Here is a 23591-nt window from a genome sequence, read left to right as displayed (position 1 = left end):
CAGTTGAGAATTAGTTGAAAATAACGTTAAGCCAAAACAAAGACCTTTAGGGTGAGCCTCCAAGCTTGCCCTTTTTGTTTGCTGATTCGTTAGAAAAATAAAAAGATCGTAAGCACACGAACCCTAAGTCGCTAATCCCTAATGCCTAATGCCTAATGAAAAATGACAAATGCCACATCATTAACTTACCTTAAAGAAGTGACTCGCTCACTGCGCAAAATGAGATAATTGATATAAGTGGTTTCAAGACAATCTTGTTCCCACACTGATAAAATCCGTTTAGCCGCAAAATAATAATCTTTGTTTCTCAACAACATCCCAACGGTGCGGCTAAGCTTTTCAAATCGAACGTGATCGCTCGCAGAGATGTAGTCATCGTCACTTTCAATAATGGGCGCTAAACCATCAGCAAACCAATTATTCAATATTTCTCGCATCTCTAATTCAGACTCAGGCACATCCACACTCGACAACTCTCGATGTTGAGGCGGTGGCACTATGTACTTCGACGCTTGCGGTGAACTGACATAACGATACATGTCGTCCCTCCTGTCTAACGGACCCTTCTAATAATTAAGGACATATTTACCTGTTCTCAAGTTTATTTAGCGAAACAAAAAAATAAATAAAAAAAAGCCATGTATCAATAACTCTACATGGCTTTAATGAGGGCAACTTTACGCTGCCCTATCTACTTGTCGGTTTAGACTAAATGTCGGTTCAGACTAAAACCAAGCCCTCTCGATTAAATCGAGCTTTGGTCGAAGTCGTTGCCTTGATCGGTTCCAGTTTGAGAATCTGAATCAAAGCTTCCAGAGTCATCCGTGAAGTCAACACCTTGATCTTGACCACCTGAACTTGTCCAGTCGCTGCCTCCAGATTCCATACCCGCCATGTCTGGTTGCTGCTCTTGAGTAGAACCTTGCATGGTGTATTGATCATCGACCTCAACCTCAACAGAACCGCTAGCACCGTCTATTGAACTACCCAATTCGTCGTAACCTTGGAATTGGATCTCGCTAGTACCTTCATAACCTTCTGGAAGTTCAACGGATACAGGCTGCTCTAGGTTGCCACTGATTGTGAAGCTACCATCACCGTTATCCAGTGCGTTGTTCACAGTAGCGCCCTCAGGTAAGCCAGACATATCAGCGTAATCAACCGATTCGTTACCACTCACCTCATCTGGAATCGAGATAGAGATGGTATCGCCCGGTGCCGCGGTTACATCTGCTGTGCTGCCTTCAGCTTCAGCATCTTGAGCTTGGTCATCAGCTTGTTGAGCCACTTCCACTTGTTGCTCTTCTGTTGCTTGAGCAGCTTGGACTTGTGGTTCATCACTTTGTACTGAATCATCTTCAACTTGGATGCTTAAGCTGTGACTTGATACTTCACCGCCGTCGTTAACTTCAACATTCATCGCTAAATTGCCATCGAAGTCTTCGTTCGGCCAGTAAGTCCACTCACCTTCACCTGATTCGGCAAAGAAGCCAGCATCGTTCGCGTCTGCAACATCAACAACTTGTGCAGAATCACTGACGCCTAACTCATCCACCAGCTGTGCATCCGTGATAGTTAGTGAACCATCATCAGCTAAGGTATAACCTTCGCTCGCCGCTGCTTCATCGCCACTTTGGATATCCACATTGAAGAAGCTTTCGATGCGATTTTCGCCATCGGTCGCTATAAACCCAACTTGAACATCGCCGGTGTAGTCTTCAGCAGGAGTGAATTGATAGTTACCTTGGTTATCGCTCTCAATTACGCCCTGACCTTCCATCAAGCTTACTGACTCAATGCTCAAGCTGTCGCCTTCTGCATCGCTCAGATTCGCTAACATGTCTTCATCAGTGAACGACAAGGTGGCATCCGCTGCGATTTCCGTCGTTGTGATGCTGTTAACTTCTGGTGCTGCATTCCCTTGCGAGTCACCTTCTTTCACGACTACGCCAGTTTGCTCATCATGAAGCACGCCATCTTTATCAACTACGTACGCAATGTCTGCTTCGCCCGTGAAGCCTGGTGCTGGTGTGAACGTCCAAGTGCCATCGCCATTATCGACAATCTCACCTTGGCTGCGGTCAGCAAGATGAACCAGTTTCACTTCATCATCGCTGTCTGCATCCACATTCTCAGCCAATCCGATTAGGTCGTCCGCTGTTAGGATGATGGAATCACCCGCTACAGTTTCGAAATCACCTGAATCGATACCATCATCAAACGCTTCCGGTTCATCTCCGTAATCAACCGTTGTTGCACTTACGGTTACGAAGAACTCACCATGGAAGTCTTCAGGAGGCGTCATTTGAATGTTTGAGATATCCCAGTCGAACAGGTCGATGTATTGACCCGGCTCGGTGATCATCACGGTATTCACACCATCTGTTACCTCGAATCCAACAGGGAAACCTGTCATCACTAGGTTACTCAGTGTCTCTGAGTCATCGACTAGGCCAACATTCAGTCCTAAGTGACCGGTTTCATCCTCACCGAACACCAATGGACCGTCATGGTCAGTTGAAATAACCGCGCCATCTGCGACAGGACGTACGTACACGGGAACATCGAGAACAGTTTCGAACTCACCGTCACTCACGACAACTTGTAGGTCAGAAACACCCGCAAAGTCGCCTGTTGGTGTGAATGTCCAAGTACCATCACCGTTGTCTGTTACTTCTCCGCCATCTTCACCGTCTGCAGTGATAATGCGAGAAACAACAAGGTCAGCGGTATCAATGTCACCGAACAAGTTCATCAAGTCGCCAGCATCGAAGGTGAACGCGCCATCTTCGTCTGTGGTCATCATTGCGTTGCCGACATTGAATGGTGCGTCGTTAACCGGAATGACATCCACATTCAGCGAGCCATCAACCACTTCTTCACCGTCAGTAGCTTGATAACCCAGTTCCACTAAGCCATTAAAGTCTTGAGTAGTCACTAAGTGATACATGCCGTCTGGTTGCTGAGTTAAGGTCGCGTTCGCTGGAGCTCGAACTGTGATGCTCTCAATGCTGATCTCGTCGCCATCAAGGTCTGTCACTTGATCCGCGATGTAAGCCGGGTCAATCACCATGACCACATCTTCTTCGCCTTGCATCTCAATCATTGGCGCTTCAGGTGCATCATTCACTGGCGTAACATCGATGTTGCCGTCGACTGAAATTGTCTCTTGGCCATCGCTAACATTAAACGTCATTGGCACATCGCCATTGAAGTTTTCGTTTGGTGTAAATGACCAAGTACCATCTTCGTTATCTAGCAACTCACCCAAGCTAGGGTCGATTTGTAGACCAGAAGCCGACAGCTCGTCTGCGGTGTTATCGATGTCGGTAGCTTGAGCTAACAACATGTCTTGTGTGATAAGAATGGTGCTGTCTTCGGCTGTGGTTAGTTTCACATCCTCAGATTCAGGTCCATCGTTCACAGCCAGAACTTCGATACCTGCCGTTGTTGTTGCCGTTGCACCGTCATCATCGGTCACGACCACATCTAGGCTGATATCACCATTAAAGTTCTCGTTTGGCGTGAAGGTCACAGACCCATTATCGTTTTGAACCAAGGTGCCGTCAGAGCCTGAGTAAGTCACGCTTTCAAGTGACACTTCACCATCAACGTCAGAGCTATTAGCAATTAACTGCTCAGGGCTGATTGTGATGGTGCCATCTTCGTTCATTTGGTAAGACGTAGAACCCGCTACCGGCGCATCGTTAACATCCGTTACCGTCACACCAATATTGGCATCGACTGTCTCAGTGCCATCAGTCACTGTGAAGCCTAGGTTGACATCGCCATTGAAGTTCTCGTTCGGAGCAAAGCTATAAGTGCCGTCACCGTTATCAGTGAACACACCTTCTGCGCCCGTGTAAGACACGTCAACGATAGACAAGTCATCGCCGTCAATGTCTGCAGCACCTGCTAGTAGGTCTGCATCCGTGAAGATTAGCGTTCCATCTTCCTCAACAGTAAAGTTTTGGTCTTCTGCTGTTGGTAGGTCATTGGATGGGTTAACCGTTAGGTCGACTCCAGCTTGAACAGTTTCAAGGCCATCTGACACATCGAAGCTCAAATCAATGTCACCGTTGAAATCAGCATCCGGAGTGATAGTAAATGAACCATCTTCGTTCGCTGTTACGGTCGCATTGTCACCTGCAGATAGGTTGCTTGCGGTTAGTGCATCACCATCAACATCGGATGCGTTAGCCAGCAACTGCTCTTGAGATAGCGTAATTGAACCGTCTTCATCAACCGAGTAAGCCACGTTTCCGGCCACTGGTGCGTCGTTAACTGCAATAACTTCAATACCAGCGGTAGTCTGAGCCGTTGCACCGTCGTCATCAATAACCGTCACATCAAGGTTGATGTCGCCGTTAAAGTTTTCGTTTGGTGCGAACGTTACCGACCCATCTTCATTTTGAACCAAGATACCGTCTGCACCTGAGTAGCTCACGCTATCAAGCGACACTTCACCGTCCACATCGGAGCTATTAGCAATCAACTGCTCAGGGCTCAATGTGATGGTGCCATCTTCGTTCATTTGGTAAGACGTTGCGCCTGCCACTGGTGCATCGTTAACGTCTGTTACCGTTACGTCGATGTTAGCATCGACCGTCTCTGTACCGTCAGATACTGAGAAGTCTAGGCTTACGTCACCGTTGAAGTTCTCGTTCGGTGCAAAGGTGTAGGTTCCATCGCCATTGTCGGTAAACACACCCTCTGCGCCAGTGTAAGACACGTCGGCGACTGAAAGCTCATCACCATCAATATCAGAAGCACCTGCTAGCAGTTGCTCGTCCGTAAAGGTAAGCGAACCGTCTTCTTCAATGGTGTAAGCGACATCTTCTACAACTGCGATGTCATTCACTGGATTCACAGTAAGGTCAGCCGTTGCAACAACCGTTTCAGTACCATCAGAAAGGTCGAAGCTTAGGTCAATATCGCCATTAAAGTCAGCATCCGGGGTAATGGTAAATGAACCATCATCGTTTGCCGTAACGGTCGCGTTATCACCGGCGGTTAGGTTGGCAGCGGTAAGATCATCGCCGTCCACATCCGATGCTTGAGCAAGCAGCTGCTCTTGGCTTAGTGTGATTGAACCATCTTCATCCACTGAGTAAGCCAAGTCACCTGACACTGGCGCGTCGTTAACCGCGATAACTTCAATACCCGCAGTGGTTTCAGCCGTTGCACCCTCTTCATCAGCAACGGTGACATCTAGGCTGACATTGCCGTTGAAGTTTTCATTTGGTGCGAAGCTGTAAGTACCATCACCATTGTCAGTAAAGATACCGTCTGCGCCTGAGTAGGAAACGTCGCTAACGGATACATCACCTTCAATGTCTGAGCTGTTCGCAAGAAGCTGTGCTTCAGAGATGGTAATCACGTTATCTTCGTCAACGCTGTAGGTCGTTGAACCTGCAACTGGCAAGTCATTAACGGCAATGACGTCGATACCTGCGGTTGTTTCAGCGGTTGCGCCATCTTCATCCATAACAGAGACATCAAGACTGATGTCACCGTTAAAGTTTTCGTTTGGAGCAAAGGTGTAAGTACCATCACCATTATCAGTGAATACACCATCAGTGCCGCTGTAGCTTACATCGCTGACAAACACTTCCCCTTCAACATCCGAGCTATTCGCTAGAAGTTGTGCATCGCTTAGGGTGATACTGCCGTCTTCTTCAACACTGTAAGTCGTAGAACCCGCTACCGGTACGTCGTTGATTGGAACCACTTGAACATCAATATTCGCCGATACAACATCTGTACCATCACTCACATCGTAAGTTAGGTCGACATTACCATTGAAGTTCTCGTTTGGAGCAAAGGTATAAGTACCGTCGCCGTTATCCGTGAACACACCGTCTGTACCTTCGTAGTTAACCGACTCGACAGAAAGGTCATCGCCATCAATATCCGTTGCACCAGCCAATAGCTGTTCATCGGTAAAGGTCAGCGAACCATCTTCATTAATGGTGTAGTCGTGGTCGTAAATTACAGAAAGGTCGTTAACTGCTGTTACGGTCACGTCTAGTTCCGCTGGAGTAACCCCACCGTTGCCATCGTCTACGTTGTAGCTAATCGAGAATTCACCATTGAAGTTCTCTTCCGGTGTAATGGTGTAAGTACCATCACCATTGTCAGTGATAAGAGCGTTCTCAATGGAAACATCTCCAACACTTGGTTCGTTACCACCCGTTTCACCAGAATCATCACCTTCCTCGCCGGTTAGCAATTCAGAGATATCAATGCCGTTTTCATTCGCGAGCGCTTCTTCTGCCGTTGGTAAATCAAACGCATTCTCGCTGCCTACATCTTGGCTTGGAACAATAACGCCGTTCACGATATCAAATACATGCCAGTGGTCACCCGATGGGCTTTCAGATAAATCAGGGCTAAAGGTTTCAACCAATGTATCGCCAACAAATACCTGAACCTGTACATCTTCAACACCATCTACATCCCAACTTCTGCTGGTGTAGTTGTGTACTGAATAGTGCATGTCAGCATCTTGATAATTTGGAATAGTGATGGTTTCAGGACCACCGCCATTCGTGTCATCTACATCTTGCTGAACGACATTACCTTCACCCAAATCATGGCTCATGTCGCGATAGTAAATATGGTCTAGCTCACTGCCATTCTCTGTATCGTAGAGCCATAGGTGGTTGTCCATATCACGTGGACTGTCACCCCATGTGACCACGATACGCATATCTGTTTCTTCAAGGACTTCAGATATTGCAGTCACGCCACCATTGGTATCTTCGCCTGCTGGAACTAGGAAGCTGCTAGTAATTGAGCCTTCTTGTTCAATCGTAACGGCACCTTGGTCAACAACTGGACCGCTCACAGAGTAGTTACCAGATTGATCGGTCACCGCTGTGTAAGAATGACCTGCGTTGTCGGTTAGCGTAACATCCGCACCTGCGATTGGATTGCCAGTTTCAGCATCCAACACTGTACCGGTTACGGTTGTTTCATCGCCCTGCTCTCCGATAATTGCGGTCATGTCATCGTCTTCGATGTCAGTCGCGAATTGTAGGAGCTCTTCTTGAGTAATGGTGTATGAACCGTCTTCTTCAATGGTTATCGCCACATCAGCAGAAACAATTGGCGCGTCGTTAACTGGGTCAACGGTTAAGCCTAAGTTAGCGGCAATTGGTGTGTCGCCATCGCTGATGCTGTAGGCAACATCGATGTAGCCATTGAAGTTTTCGCTTGGAGTGATTGAGAACGTGCCATCGCCATTGTCGACAATCGTTGCATCGTCGCCCACTAAGGTTAAGTCGGAAGCGACAAGGTCATCGCCCTCAATATCAGCGGCATTCGCAAGTAACTGCTCCTGCGTGATAGTGATGACATTATCTTCATCAACGTTCGCATAAACATCAGATGTCGTTGGCAAGTCGTTGACTGGGTTTACCGTCAGATCGGCGTTCGCCACAATCGACTCGGTGCCGTCCGAAATATCAAAGCTTAGGTCGATATCGCCATTGAAGTTCGCATCTGGCGTTACCGTAAAGGTGCCATCGCCATTATCAACAACGGTTGCATTATCGCCTGCGCTTAAGTTGCTTGCGGTCAGATCATCGCCATCCACATCAGATGCTTGAGACAGCAACTGCTCTTGAGTCAGAGTAATCGAACCATCTTCATCAATGCTGTATGCCAAATCACCCGATACTGGTGGATCATTAATTGGAAGAACATCAATACTTGCGCTGGTGGCTACTGTCGCACCGTCTTCATCTGTCACCACTACATCGAGGCTAACATCGCCATCGAAGTTTGCGTTCGGTGCAAAGCTGAATGTGCCGTTGCCGTTGTCAGTAAAGATACCGTCAGCGCCTGTGTAAGTAACACTATCAATCGCCACTTCACCTTCAATATCAGAAGAGTTCGCCAACAGTTGCTCTGCACTGATGGTGATAACTTCATCTTCGTTGACTGAGTAACTGGTTGAGCCTGCGATTGGCGGATCGTTCACCTCAAGTACAGTGATTCCCGCGGTAGTCGCTTCTGTTGCCCCTTCTTCATCGGTAACAACAACCGCTAAACTCACATCTCCATTGAAGTTCTCGTTTGGAGAGAAGGTGTAAGTGCCGTCACCGTTGTCTTCGAACACACCATCACTGCCAGTGTAAGTCACGCTATCAATCGCAACCTCACCTTCAATATCTGAAGAGTTGGCTAATAGCTGTTCGTTACTGATCGTGATTGAGTTGTCTTCATGCACAGTGTAAGACGAGCTACCCGCCACTGGTGGATCGTTCTCAGGCGTCACGCTCACATCAATGTTGGCTTGAACCGTATCCGTGCCATCTGACACATCAAAGCTGAAGTTCACATCACCATTGAAGTTCTCGTTTGGCGCAAAGCTGTAGCTTCCGTCACCATTGTCGGTAAGCACACCATCAGCACCAGTGTATGTCACACCTTCGACTGTTAGGTCATCACCTTCAACATCCGTCGCACCCGTTAACAGGTCAGCGTCAGTGAAGTTAAGAACCCCATCTTCACCAATAGTGAATGCTTGGTCTTGTGGCTCTGGCGCATCATTGACAGGTGTTACCGTCAAGTCTAGGCCAGCAGCGACCATGTCCTCTCCATCGGTGACATCGTAACTAAATTCGATATTACCGTTGAAGTTTTCACTCGGTGTAATGGTGAAACTGCCATCGTCGTTCATTTGAACGGTCGCATTTTCATCATTGGTGGTTAGGTTGATTGCTGATAGGTCATCACCATCAATGTCGACAGCGTGCTCTAGCAACTGCTCTTGAGTTAGCGTGATGCTGTTATCTTCGGCTGTAACGGCACTAATATCACCGTCAACTTCTGGAGCATCGTTCGCAGGTGAGATGTGAATCGTCACGTCTTGCGTAGCTGTTGCGGTTGTACCGGTATCAACATCTGTTGATGTTGCATTCACAGTTAGAACCACATCACCATTGAAGTCACCTGAAGGGATAAACTCTAGCCCTTCTAGCTCGCCTGGTTGCAATGACCAAGTGCCATCACCGTTATCGGTACCTGCAGAAAGCGAGCTGCCTTCTGGCACGTCTTCAATCAAGATAGCAAGGTTTTCTGAGCCATCGGTATCTGTTAGAGCTGCATCAATATCAAGTGGTACAGGTGTGTCTTCAGTACCAATGATTTGGTAATCCGCGTCAGACACTGTGATTTCGATGTTGTCGATACCAAACGCCTCGTCATCGACGCTTTGATTCAGGGTTGAACCGAAGCCAAGTTCAAGTTGGCCGTCTTCTACTGGTACCGTTAGGTTGATTTGATGTGCTTGGTCGTTCCAACCACTGAAGCCTTCACCTTGCGACACGCCGTGAACAACTTCACCGACTTCATTGCCCGCTGAATCGTACAACGTTGTCGTGCCATCTTGAGTTTGGAACGCCGAGTTATCTAACGAAGTAAGCTCTTCGCCGCCGACAAAGATTTGGAATGACTCACCATCCCAAGAATCAATTTCGTAGAAACTGAACGAGATATTAACTTCGCTCACATCACTTGGAATGTCGTAAGTTTTGCTGACAGCTTCATCGCCACCAGTGCCACCAATACGACCTAGCATGTCACCTGATTCGAAGCCTTGAGAGCTTTCTGTGCCTGTATTCCAACCGTTTGAGCCAGACTCGAAGTTGTCTGAAGCAATCACTAGGTCAGAAGCAATCGACAGCTCTGGCATATCAACCACAGATTGAACATCAATTGTCGCTTCTGCTGGTACTGTCGCGGTACCGTCATTCACGTCGAACGTCACATTCACATTACCGTCGAAGTTTTCATTCGGTGCGAATGTGTAAGTGCCGTCGCCGTTATCTACCAAAGTACCGCTATCTGAAGCCACATTTTCAACCGATAAGTTATCGCCATCAATGTCGCCCGCATTTTGCAGCAGTTGTTCTTCTGTGAAGGTAAAGCTGGTGTCTTCTTGAGTCACAAATTGTGGCTCACCGACTGTTGGCAGGTCATTAACTGGGTTAACCGTTAGGTCAGCCGTTGCTTGAAGCGTCGCATCGCCATCGGTAATGTCGAAGTTCAAATCAATGTCGCCATTGAAGTTAGCATCTGGCGTGATAGTGAAACTACCATCATCGTTTGCTGTAACTGTCGCATCACCACCAACGGTTAGGTTAGCCGCTGTTAAGTCATCGCCATCAACATCACTCGCTTGAGCAAGTAATTGCTCTTGGCTCAAGGTAATTGAACCATCTTCGTCCACGCTGTACGCCAAGTCACCCGATACTGGAGCATCATTAACAGGCAGAACATCAATGCTTGCGTTGGTTGCTACGGTTGCGCCTTCTTCATCAGTAACGACAACATCAAGGGTTACATCGCCATCGAAGTTAGCGTTTGGTGCGAAGCTGAATGTTCCGTCACCATTGTCGGTAAATATACCGTCTGAGCCTGTGTAGTTAACGCTATCAATCGCCACTTCACCTTCGATATCAGAAGCGTTCGCCAACAGTTGCTCTGAACTGATGGTGATAACTTCGTCCTCGTTGACTGAGTAGCTCGTTGAGCCTGCGATTGGTGGATCGTTCACCTCAAGTACAGTAATACCCGCGGTGGTCACTTCAGTTGCGCCCTCTTCATCGGTAACGACAACATCAAGGCTAACTTCGCCGTTGAAGTTTTCGTTTGGCGAGAAGGTGTAAGTACCGTCACCATTGTCTTCAAAGACACCATTAGCGCCAGTGTAAGTCACGCTATCGACTGCCACATCACCTTCAATGTCCGAAGAGTTAGCAAGTAACTGTTCGTCGCTGATGGTAATTGAGTTGTCTTCATGAACGGTGTAAGACGTGCTACCTGCAACCGGTGGATCATTCTCTGGTGTCACGCTGACATCAATGTTGGCTTGAACCGTATCTGTGCCATCTGACACATCAAAACTGAAGTTCACATCACCATTGAAGTTCTCGTTTGGCGCAAAGCTGTAGCTTCCGTCGCCATTATCAGTAAGAACACCGTCCGCACCTGTGTAAGTAACGCCTTCAACCGATAGGTCATCCCCATCAATGTCGGTCGCCCCTGTCAGCAAGTCTTCGTCAGTGAAGTTCAAGACGCCATCTTCGCCAATACTGAACGTTTGGTCTTGTGGTTGTGGAAGGTCATTAACTGGATTGACGGTTAGGTCAGCCGTCGCAACAAGCGTATCTGTACCGTCGCTAATGTCGAACGTTAGGTCAATGTCACCATTGAAGTTCGCATCTGGCGTAATGGTAAAGCTGCCGTCATCGTTAGCAACAACCGTCGCGTCTCCATCAACAATCAAGTTAGAAGCAGTAAGGTCGTCGCCATCTACATCGCTTGCTTGAGAAAGAAGCTGCTCTTGGCTCAAGGTAATCGAACCGTCTTCCTCAACACTGTATGCCAGGTCGCCTGATACTGGTACGTCGTTGATTGGTAATACATCAACCGTAATAAACGTATCAACTTGAGCGCCGTCTTCATCTTGAATGGTCACATCCAACTGCACTTGGCCGTTGAAGTTTTCATTCGGAGCGAAGCTACATGTACCGTCACCATTGATTGAGAAGATACCGTCTGGGCCATCGTAGTTGATCTCAACAAGCTCAACATCACCTTCAATATCAGAAGCGTTCAGCAGAACTTGAGACTCATTGAAAGTCAGTACTGAATCTTCATCGATGGTGTATGACGTTGGGCCAGCAACTGGCGGATCGTTCACCTCAAGGACAGTAATACCCGCAGTTGTTGCTTCGGTCGCGCCATCTTCATCCGTCACGACAACATCTAGGCTAACTTCGCCATTAAAGTTCTCGTTTGGCGAGAAGGTGTATGTACCGTCACCGTTGATTTCCAGAACACCGTCGCTACCACTGTAAGTCACGTTATCAATTGCGACTTCGCCTTCGATATCCGAAGAGTTCGCTAGCAGTTGTTCGTTACTGATTGTAATAGAGTTGTCTTCATGAACCGTGTAAGACGTACTACCCGCAACCGGAGGGTCATTCTCTGGCGTCACGCTCACATCAATGTTAGCGGTTACCGTATCGGTACCATCTGATACATTGAACGAGAAGTTCACATCGCCATTGAAGTTTTCGTTTGGCGCGAAGCTGTATGTGCCATCGCCATTGTCGGTTAGGACACCATCTGCGCCAGTGTAAGTTACACCTTCAACACTTAGGTCGTCCCCTTCAATGTCCGTTGCACCTGTTAATAGGTCTTGGTCATTGAAGGTTAACACGCCATCTTCGCCGACTGTGAATGTCTGGTCTTGTGCTTCTGGACCATCGTTCACTGGTGAAACCGTTAGCTCTAGGTTGGTAGAGACAACATCATCACCATCAGACACATCAAACGTAAAGTTAACATCGCCATTGAAGTCAGCATCTGGCGTTAATGTGTACGTACCATCACCGTTATCGGTAATCGTAACGCTCTCATCATCGGTCGCTAAATTCAAAGCCGTCAGCTGGTCGCCATCGAGATCACGAGCATTAGCTAACAAGTCTTCTTGCGTAATGGTGATAGAACCATCTTCTTCTACTGTTGCTGCAACAGGCAGCGCTTCAGGTGCGTGCTCAATGTGCGCGCCTGTCGCGTTAATGTAGATGGTTTGAGAGACCGTTTCAGAATCATCATTCGATAGCTCTGTTGCGGTTGCAGTTACATGAACTTCAAGCTGTTCGTTGAAGTCTTCTGGTAACTGGATCTGTAGCGCATTTTCGATAGCCGTTGTTGGTAAGTTCACCGTACCATCAGGGCCAACCGTCACTTCACCGCTGTAGATTTGGCTGTTCACTTCACCCACATCGATTGTGAAGTTGAAGTCTGAATAGTCGGCATCACCGCCGCCATACAAATCTTCAAATCCGTAAACCAGCTCGCCGTCTTCATTAACCATAGTACGAGTATGTTCGATACCATCTTGGTTTAGCTGAGAGCTTGAACCACCATGGAAGATCGCGTCACCATTCTGGCCTTGAATCACTGTCTCGGTTCCATCAGCAGCCACAAAGACAAGTTGAGGATCAACCGTATCCATGTTCGCAGGCGAACCATCCTCAGCACGGAACTCGTACTGACCGTCTTGCATCGCATCAAAGTCGTTGTGCTGATGTCCGTTTGGAATTAAGAACAGGTTAAAGCTCTCACCTTCCTCGACTTGGAAGCTGAATTGATCTTGCCCTGGAACAAGGTCGCCGCCACCACCAACTTGTGATGCGTTTTCGTAAACAACTTCAACACCTGTGATGTTGCCGTCTTCGTCTACTTTGTAGTAACCCGCAGCGTTTTGGTAGCCAGCCGTCTCACCTTCAAACGTTACTATGATTTCAGTGTCGTTGTAACTGGTGATACCGTTCTCTTGGTCATTCAGAACGCCTTCGTTATCGTATTGAATAACCGAACCTTCTGGCACACCATCTACTGTAACAGTGAGTGTTTCAGACAAGTCTTGGTCGACAAGTGCCGCAGCAATGTTCAGTTCAACAATACCGCCTGGCTCAACCAAAATCGCCTGGTCGTCGACGTTAACACCATCACCATCCGTGATAACTAAGTCAGGCGCATCAGCAACTGCTTCAATGTGAACATTAATGTCTTGTTCAACTTCATCCGTACCGTCTGTCACAGTAAAGCTGAACTGCAGATCACCACTGAAGTGCTCTTCAGGAACGAAGCTGAACGTGCCATCGCCGTTGTCGGTTACTGTGCCTTCATCACCAGAGTAATTGATGCTGGTAACGCTTAGGTCGTCGCCATCAATATCAATTGCAGCACTCAATAGATCTTCTTGAGTGAACAGGATGCTGCCATCCTCTTCAATGTGATACATGCCTGGAGCAACAATTGGAATGTCATTCACCGGATTAACGGTCAATGTCATATCATTAGACGTGCTCAGCTCACCGTCGCTCACCTCATAAGTGAATGCAATATCACCGTTGAAGTTTTCAGAAGGTGTCACTGTGTACGTGCCATCACCGTTGTCGACAATGCTTGCATTCGGATCGTTGGTTTCAAGCGAAGAAGCAAATAGCTCATCGCCATCTTGGTCGCTCGCGTTCTCCAGTAGCATTTCTTGTGTAACGAGGATTGAACCATCTTCGTCGACATCAGCCACCATTGGCGTCGCTTCTGGCGCATCATTGACGAACTCAACTTTTAGGTCGATGTTTGCGGCAACCACATCCGTGCCATCGCTCACATCAAACGCTAGGTCAACATTACCGAAGAAGCCCTGCTCTGGTGTTAATGTGTATGTTCCGTCGCCATTGTCTGTGACTTCTACCGTGTCGCTTGCACTCGTCACATTCACAACTGACAGTTCATCACCTTCAACGTCTGTCGCTTGTGCCAGTAACTCAGCTTCGGTAATAGTAATCGCTTGACCATCTTCCGTAGTGAAAGACATGTCAGGCACGTCTGGCGCATCATTGATTGGATTGACGGTTAGGTTGAGGTCAGCCGCAACAGTTTCGATCGCGTCAGTGACATCGTAAGTAAATTCAATCTCACCAAAGAAATCTGCACTTGGTGTAATCGTGAAGCTACCATCTGGGTTTTCTACAACAACCGCATTTGGATCGTTGGTCGCAAAGTTAACCGCTTCAAGGTTATCGCCATCTACATCGGTTGCATTCGCTAACAGATCCTCTTGAGTGATAGTGATTGAACCGTCTTCATCAACAGCGGCTTCAATTGGACCACTCACCTCTGGGCCTTCATTGACAATTTCAACGTCAACTCTTGCTGTGCTTGGTGCGCTTGCTTGGCCATCACTGATATCGAAAGTCAGATTCACTTCACCGTAGAAGTCCTCTGCAGGTTCGAAGGTAAAGGTATTATCACCGTTATCCGTTAACGTACCTTGCGTTTGGTCTGCAAGTAATAGGTTTTCGACATGAAGAATGTCGCCATCAACATCGGTAGCACCAGACAATAGGTCTTTCGCTTCGATGATCATGGAACCGTTTTCAAGCATTTGGGTGTGCAATGGTTCACCAGGAACTGGCACATCATTGACCGGTACAACCGTTAGGTCTAGGTGCGTTGCAACTTCATCAGTACCATCAAACACCTTGTAGTCGATGTCGATTTCACCATTGAAGTTTTCATTCGGCATGAAGGTAAACGTACCATCGCCGTTGTCGACCAAGTCACCGTTATCACCACCGTAAGTGATGTCAGAAATAGACAGCGTATCGCCTTCCACATCAGTGGTGTTCGCTAGTAAGTCATCTGCACTGAACGTGATACCTTCATCTTCATCTGTCGATAGAACAATCGGACCAGAAACGATTGGCGCATCATTCACCGATTCGAAGTTGATATTAATGATGTTGCTGTCTGTCAGCTCACCATCGGTAACTTGGTAACCGAGTTCGATTTCACCATGGAAGTTTTCATCCGGTGTTACCGTCCAAGTACCATCACCATTATCGGTGAGTGTTGCATGCTCTGAGTTTTCACCCACTAGCTCGAGATTTTCAATATCAAGGTCGTCGCCATCAATATCAGATGCTTGCGCCAGTAGTTGCTCTTCGGTAATTACAACCGAAGCAAACTGGGCAGAACCATCGGTATCGACAGTAATATTCGGAAGATCAGCCGTTAACTCGATTTCGTTGTCACCCGCATGGATATTCAACTCAACCGTTTCAGTAATCTCTGAGCCATCTACACCAATCGATGTAAACACAGCTTCATCATGACAAGTTTGTGACACTGTCATGTTTTGAACGACGTAAGTACCATTACCTTGCACGGTACCAAGCTCAAAGTAAGACACTGGTTGATCAACCGTTAGCGTGTAATCTGTCTCGAAAGTACCACGGTCTTCTTTGTGGTAAGTCATCGAGTCAATTAAGTCGCCATCCTCATTGAACGCTTTGATTTCGACTTCTGTAAAATGACGAGACTCTTCCATGAACCAACCACCCAAACCATCTAGGTGGAAACTGATTTCATTGATGTCTTGACCTTCAACCGAAACAGTCAGTTTCTCATCACCACTCAGGCCTTGGCGGTCGGTATCACCAAGTCCGTGACCAATGTGGGTGTTACCATTCCAAGCACCAAGAGGATCATCGTTACTTTGAACGGTTACCGTTAAGTCACCATCTGAGAACTCACGCGTATAAGGGTCAACTTCTGTACCCCAATCATCCACACTCGCGTTATCGTCAAACGTACCGATTTGTGTGGTGTGTGTACCTTCAGCAAGAGCATCTTCACTTGGAACAAAGCGGACTTCGGTATCTGCAGGAACTTCTTGTCCTACTTCCAGTACCACCCATTCGTCATTCACATTCGCTTCAATGATGCCGTTTTCTGGCGCTTGGTCTAAACGTAGTGCTGGTTCTTCACGAAGTGTCACACCAACGGTTTGGTCTTCTTGTGCTTGGATGAAGATTTCATCGCCCGCTTCCGGCGCATCGTTGACAGGGTTAACCGTCAAGTCGAGTGTCGTCAGAACTTCATTCTCACCATCACTGATGCTGTATGTGAAGTCCAACTCGCCATTGAAGTTTTCTGTGTGCGTAATAGTGAATGAACCATCGTCATTAGTAACAATTGTCGCATCTGGATCGTTGGTTTGTAGGTTAGATGCCGTTAACTCATCACCTTCAACATCGGTCGCATTAGCGAGTAACTGCTCTTGAGTAATGGTGATTGAATTATCTTCATCGACTTCAGCCTGAATGCCCGAAGTTTCAGGTCCGTCATTCACAGCGATAACATCGATGCCAGCGGTTGTGGTTGCGGTTGCACCGTCTTCGTCAACGACAACAACGTCTAGTGAAATATCACCATCGAAGTTTTCATTTGGCGTAAAGGTGTAAGTACCATTGCCATTATCAACAAAAGAGCCGTCATCACCGGAGTACGATACTCCAGACAGTGAAACATCACCTTCTACATCGGAAGAGTTTGCCAATAATTGCTCATCACTGATCGTGATTTGGCCATCTTCTTGAACTGTGTACGATGTTGAGCCCGCTACTGGTGGGTCATTCTCAGGCGTTACGCTGACATCAATAACAGCTGATGTTGAATCAGTACCGTCAGAGACATCGAATGAGAATTGAACATCACCATTGAAGTTCTCGTTTGGAGTAAAGCTATATGTGCCGTCGCCATTATCGCTAAGAACACCATCTGCACCTGTGTAGAGTACGTTTTCAATCGACAGTTCATCACCATCAATATCCGACGCACCTGCAAGCAGGTCAGCATCGGTGAAGAGTAACGTACCGTCTTCTTCAATCGTGAACTGTTGATCTTGCGCTTGTGGCAAGTCATTAACCGGATTCACGGTAATGTCTAGGCCAACTTGAACTGAACCACCATCGTTATCGATGATATCGAAGTTCAGATCTAGGTCACCGTTGTAATCTGCGTTCGGTGTGATGGTGTAGCTGCCATCATCATTGTGTTGGATGGTCGCATTTTCATCAGTAGATAGATTGATAGCTTCTAAGTTATCGCTATCGATATCACCTGCTCTTGCTAGCAATTGCTCTTGGCTTAGCGTGATGGAGCTATCTTCATTGATGGTGTAAGCCAAATCGCCCGATACTGGCGCATCATTGATTGGCAATACATCAACGTTAATGTGTGTTTCAACCGTTGCGCCATCTTCATCTTGAATGGTCACACCCAGTTGAACCTGACCATTGAAGTTTTCGTTGGGTGCAAAGCTGCATGTACCATCACCATTTACAGTGAAGATACCGTCAGAGCCATCGTAGTTAATGCCAACAAGTTCTACATCGCCTTCGATATCCGAAGCATTCACAAGAATCTGAGATTCACTGAACGTCAGAACCGAATCTTCGTCAATGGTGTATGACGTTGGACCCGCAACTGGTGGATCGTTCACTTCAAGAACGGTAATACCTGCTGTGGTTTCATCAATTGCACCTTCTTCATCTGCAACAATCACATCAAGGCTGATATCACCGCTGAAGTTTTCATTAGGAAGGAAGGTATAGCTGCCATCGCCGTTATCTTGGAACACACCATCAGTGCCACTGTAAGTCACAGTATCAACCGACACCGCACCTTCAATATCCGAAGAGTTAGCTAGCAACTGTTCATCAGAAATTGTGATGGCATTGTCTTCATTGACCATGTATGAGGTTGAGCCCGCAACAGGCGGATCGTTCTCAGGAGTCACGCTAACATCAATGTTTGCAGACACGGTATCGGTACCGTCTGACACATCGAAGCTAAAGCTCACATCACCATTGAAGTTTTCGTTTGGAGCAAAGCTATATGATCCCTCACCCAAGTCAGTCAGTACGCCATCAGTGCCTTCATAAGTGATGCCCTCAACCGTCAGGTTATCACCTTCAACGTCTGTCGCGCCTGTAAGCAGATCCGCGTCTGTGAACTGTAAAGTACCGTCTTCTGCAATACTGAACTGTTGATCTTGAGGTACTGGTAGGTCGTTTACTGGGTTAACCGTTAGGTCAGCCGATGCTTGAACGGTATTGGTGCCATCAGAGATATCGAAGCTGATATCAATGTCGCCATTGAAGTTCTCATCTGGCGTGATGGTGAAACTGCCATCATCGTTAGCTACAACCGTCGCATCTCCACCAACCGTTAGGCCGCTAGCAGTAAGGTCATCGCCCTCTACGTCAGATGCTTGTGATAGCAATTGCTCTTGGCTTAAACGGATAGAACCGTCTTCATCGATTGAGTACGCTAGGTCACCCGATACAGGCGCATCATCAACGGCAGTTACGCTTACGTCGATGTTGGCAGAGACCGTATCGGTGCCGTCTGATACATCAAAACCGAAGTTTACGTCGCCATTGAAGTTTTCATTTGGAGCAAAGGTGTACGTGCCGTTACCGTTATCAGTAAGGATACCGTCGCCACCATCGTAGGTCACACCTTCAACAGTAAGGTTGTCACCTTCGATGTCGGTAGCGCCTGTTAACAGGTCTGCATCGGTGAAGATAAGTGTACCGTCTTCTTCAACGCTGAACTGCTGATCTTGAGGAACTGGTAAATCATTTACTGGGTTAACCGTTAGGTCAGCCGATGCTTGAACCGTATTAGTGCCATCTGAGATATCAAAGCTGATATCGATGTCGCCATTGAAGTTCTCATCTGGCGTGATGGTAAAGCTGCCATCGTCGTTAGCAACAACCGTTGCATCACCGCCAACCGTTAGGCTGCTGGCAGTAAGGTCATCACCTTCCACATCAGATGCTTGAGAAAGCAACTGCTCTTGGCTTAGGCGAATCGAACCGTCTTCGTCGATTGAGTACGCTAGGTCACCCGATACAGGCGCATCATCAACCGCTGTTACGCTTACGTCGATGTTCGCTGACACTGTATCGGTACCGTCAGATACATCGAAACCGAAGCTTACATCACCATTGAAGTTCTCGTTTGGCGCAAAGGTGTACGTACCGTTGCCATTGTCAGTAAGGATACCGTCGCCACCATCGTAGGTCACACCTTCAACCGTTAGGTTGTCACCTTCAATGTCGGTAGCGCCTGTTAATAGGTCTGCATCGGTGAAGATTAACGTACCGTCTTCTTCAACACTGAACTGTTGATCTTGTGGTACTGGCAGGTCGTTAACTGGGTTAACGGTTAGGTCAGCTGATGCTTGAACGGTATTGGTACCATCTGAGATATCGAAGCTGATATCAATGTCGCCATTGAAGTTCTCATCTGGCGTAATCGTGAAGCTGCCGTCATCATTAGCAACGACTGTTGCATCACCGTCAACCGTTAGGCTGCTAGCTGTTAGGTCATCGCCTTCTACGTCAGAAGCTTGCGATAGAAGCTGCTCTTGGCTTAGACGAATCGAACCGTCTTCGTCGATTGAGTACGCTAGGTCACGAGACACAGGCGCATCATCTACGGCAGTTACGCTTACGTCGATGTTTGCTGACACCGTATCGGTGCCGTCAGACACATCAAAACCGAAGTTTACGTCGCCATTGAAGTTTTCATTCGGCGCAAAGGTGTAAGTCCCGTTGCCGTTGTCGGTCAAGATACCGTCGCCGCCATCGTAGGTCACACCTTCAACCGTTAGGTTGTCGCCTTCAATGTCAGTAGCGCCTGTTAATAGGTCTGCATCGGTGAAGATAAGCGTTCCATCTTCTTCAACACTGAACTGTTGATCTTGAGGTACTGGCAAATCATTTACTGGGTTAACGGTTAGGTCTGCAGAAGCTTGAACCGTATTGGTGCCATCAGAGATATCGAAGCTGATATCGATGTCATCATTGAAGTTCTCATCTGGCGTGATGGTGAAGCTGCCGTCATCATTAGCTACAACCGTCGCATCTCCACCAACCGTAAGGTCGCTAGCAGTAAGGTCATCGCCTTCAACATCAGATGCTTGTGATAACAGTTGCTCTTGGCTTAGACGGATAGAACCATCTTCGTCGATTGAGTACGCTAAATCGCCAGACACTGGCGCATCATCAACGGCAGTTACGCTCACGTCGATGTTGGCAGAGACCGTATCGGTGCCGTCTGATACATCGAAGCCGAAGTTTACGTCACCATTGAAGTTTTCATTTGGCGCAAAGGTGTACGTACCGTTGCCATTGTCAGTAAGGATACCGTCGCCACCATCGTAGGTCACACCTTCAACCGTTAGGTTGTCACCTTCAATGTCTGTCGCACCAGAAAGGAGGTCAGCGTCGGTGAATACAAGAGTTCCGTCTTCCTCGATTTCAAACGTTTTATCTTCAGAAACAGGCGCGTCATTAATCGGGCGTACCGTTAAATCAATTGCGCTGCTAATCGTTTCTTGGCCGTCACTGATGTCGAAAGTAAGGTCAAGTTCACCATTAAAATCAGCTGAAGGAACAACGGTGAAAGTACCATCACCATTGTCTTGAACTGTTGCATCATCACCAACTTGAACGTTAGAAGCAACAAGCTCGTCCCCATCTACATCACTTGCGTATTCGAGTAATTGTTCTTGAGTGAATGTTATGGAGCCATCTTCATCCATGATGTAAGCCAGATCTTGTTCAGCTTCTGGCGCATCATTTTCACTTTCCACTTTGATTTTAAACGTTTCGCTTAACGTTTCAGAATCAAAGTCATCCTCTACTTCGCTAATGGTCTCTTCGTCAGAAGCTTGAACATCAACTGCAAACGTCTCTTCTACTGTTTGTGAATCTAGCTCATCACCAACTTGTTGGTCACCCGACTCTGAAGATGTCGCACTCGGCGCTGCTGAAGTACGCGCAGCTTGGCCTTGTTCTTCATTACCTTCAGCGTCTACACCACCTGTCGCAGCCTCTGCGATATCACCACCTACAGCTTGTGCGCCCGCTCCAGCACCGCCACCACTGCCAGCAGCGTTATCCGAGCCAGCTTCAGAAGCGGCTCCACCAACTACATTGGATTGTGCAGCGTCTGAATCTCCATCACTTTCTGGCGTCTCTTCTTGTACAGCCGCACCAGAAGCAGAGGCATCTTCAGCATTACCTGCACCACTCGGATTTTCGTCTAAAGCCTGGTTAACTTCGTCTGCCGCATCCGCATTTTCAGCACCCGTCGCTATTGTCGACGCAATCGTGTTTTGTTGATTTTGTTGATTCTGCTGTTGGGAGGGCGTACCCGCGTCGTTCGTGTCCGTTTGTTCTACCGCGTCATTTAGATCTTCATTTTGGTTGTTTTGGTTATTTTCGCCTGCCATTACAGCCTCCGTTGCTACTAGCTAACTGATCGTATTTATAGAGGCATTAAAGGACATCATTTTGAAAAACCAATTTTTTATACAACATTTTTCATAATTTCTTTTTAAAGAGAAAGAATCAAAAAAAATTTGAAAACTGCCTTTAAAGATCCTTAGTTATTGTGATTAAAGCAATTAAGGGAGTGGAGCGATGATAGACATGACGAATTTGTTGCGCTCGGTCGACAACAACCACAAAGGGCTGCAATTGCTATTAGGCGACTTTTACAATGACTTTTCTGACGCAGCCCTAAATATAGAAGCGCTTCATAAAGGTAATCGTTTTGATGAACTCAACAGTTACTCAAAACGATTGAAGACCATCTTAACGTTGCTTTGCGACCAAGACCTTCCGCCAAAAATGGCCAAATTGGAACACTTGAGTAGACACGAGTTTCCTGCGCCGGAAGATCTAATAGAGGATGTAAAAACTGAATTGCACAACGTCAATCGACAAATCAACCACTTGTTGGATATTAAGGAAGTAATAGATGGCAAGTAACCGAGGTCAGTCATGAGCAATAACCAAATAGAACATCACCTCAGAAAAGCACTTGTTTCCAATAACGAGGCTTCTAAGGTCACAGCTGATGACACTATTGTGCTTGCTAGTGCCATGACCAGCGTTCACAAAACGTTGCTCATTATATTCTTGCTCGCTTTGGTCGCTATTGCGGTGGCGTCACAAGCACGTATCGATATTGTTGTTTCTGTACGTGGCGAACTGCTATTGGAATCGGATGTTGAGAAAGTTCAGCATTTAGAAGGCGGGATATTAGAAGAATTATTAGTCAGAAAAGGGGAAGTCGTTTATGAGGGCCAACCTATCGCTCGAATACGCTCACTTGACCGTAACACTCAACTTGATACCGTCAATACTGAAATTATTCAGATAGAGCTCGATAAGATTCGTTATGAAAGCTTACGCGACATGATAGAGCCTAACTTCGACGCTTTCATTGAGAAATACCCTGAGCAAGTTCAGGTCAACATGAATACCTGGAGACAAGAATTCTCTAAAAACCGTTCAAATGAAGAACTCATTACACACGATATTAAGCACAAGAACTCGTTGATCAGTTCAATGTTAAAGCGTCGCAAAAGTTCAGAGAATCAACTCTCTCTGATACGTAAGCAGCTCAACATCAAAAACACCCTCTATAAAGAAGAGATGGCGTCTTATGTCGACGTTCTTAACATGAAAGTACAAGAGTCGAATATGGTGCGTGAGATTGAGAACCTTGACGAATCTGTGATGAATGAGCGTTTCCAACTCGACAAACTGGAAAAGCAACACCGTGACTTGGTTGAGAATCGAAACTCTGAGTACCAAGCACAAATCATTCAAGCGAACAAAGACCTCAAGCTAAAGCGAATCTTACAACCGCAGCATTCCGACAAGGTTGATCGCCTAGTCGTCTACTCGCCAGTCGATGGTGTGGTCGATAAACTTCACTTCAATTTCCGTTCTGCTGTGATTCCGCCAGGAGAAAGTATCGCCGATATTGCCCCAATAAATAATTCGTTACACGGTGAAGCGAAGATCCCACGTAAAGACATGGGATTTGTCGAAATTGGTCAGGCAGTGAAAGTAAAAATGGATACCTATAACTTTGCAAAATACGGGTTTGTTGAGGGAACCATCGCCTCAATCAGCCGTTCATCATACGAAGAAGAAGACGCTGAATTCTATTTAGCTGAGATTGAAATTGACCGAAACTTTCTTGAACGAGGAGGCACTCAATACAAGTTATCACCTTACATGGAGTTTACCGCTGATGTGAAAACAGGCTCGCGTCGCGTGATCGAATACGCTGCGAAACCGGTGATGTCAGCCATCGAGGATGCTTTCGATGAGAGATAA

At 47.0% G+C, this 23591-nt stretch carries 4 protein-coding genes; 2 read left to right on the top strand and 2 right to left on the bottom strand.

Annotation, left to right across the window (positions count from 1 at the left end):
* Positions 1-185: 185 nt before the first annotated feature.
* Together AB4185_RS13490 and AB4185_RS13485 are read right to left on the bottom strand one after the other, a co-directional pair.
* Positions 186-539 carry a hypothetical protein gene (locus AB4185_RS13490; RefSeq protein ID WP_017060510.1) on the bottom strand — a complete coding sequence of 118 codons (354 nt, stop codon included), beginning with the start codon at positions 537-539 and terminating at the stop codon, positions 186-188.
* A 206-nt stretch (positions 540-745) separates the two neighbouring features.
* Positions 746-21688, bottom strand: coding sequence for a tandem-95 repeat protein (locus tag AB4185_RS13485; RefSeq protein ID WP_372135539.1), 20943 nt, complete (start codon positions 21686-21688; stop codon positions 746-748).
* Positions 21689-21878: 190 nt separating this feature from the next.
* Here AB4185_RS13485 and AB4185_RS13480 point away from each other — a divergent pair, with 190 nt between their 5' ends.
* Together AB4185_RS13480 and AB4185_RS13475 are read left to right on the top strand one after the other, a co-directional pair.
* Positions 21879-22229 (top strand): hypothetical protein, encoded by a 351-nt coding sequence (locus tag AB4185_RS13480; protein ID WP_065584860.1) that lies wholly within the window; start codon positions 21879-21881, stop codon positions 22227-22229.
* A gap of 12 nt (positions 22230-22241) precedes the next feature.
* Positions 22242-23591 carry an HlyD family type I secretion periplasmic adaptor subunit gene (locus AB4185_RS13475; RefSeq protein ID WP_017060459.1) on the top strand — a complete coding sequence of 450 codons (1350 nt, stop codon included), beginning with the start codon at positions 22242-22244 and terminating at the stop codon, positions 23589-23591.

This window comes from Vibrio sp. 10N.286.48.F5, assembly GCF_041469785.1.
Lineage (GTDB): Bacteria > Pseudomonadota > Gammaproteobacteria > Enterobacterales > Vibrionaceae > Vibrio > Vibrio crassostreae_C.
This window is presented reverse-complemented; position numbering and strand designations above follow the sequence as displayed.

Coding starts and splice junctions, on each gene's coding strand:
- AB4185_RS13485 (WP_372135539.1), bottom strand. CDS start 21,688: ATGGCAGGCGAAAATAACCAAAACAACCAAAATGAAGATCTAAATGAC.
- AB4185_RS13475 (WP_017060459.1), top strand. CDS start 22,242: ATGAGCAATAACCAAATAGAACATCACCTCAGAAAAGCACTTGTTTCC.
- AB4185_RS13480 (WP_065584860.1), top strand. CDS start 21,879: ATGATAGACATGACGAATTTGTTGCGCTCGGTCGACAACAACCACAAA.
- AB4185_RS13490 (WP_017060510.1), bottom strand. CDS start 539: ATGTATCGTTATGTCAGTTCACCGCAAGCGTCGAAGTACATAGTGCCA.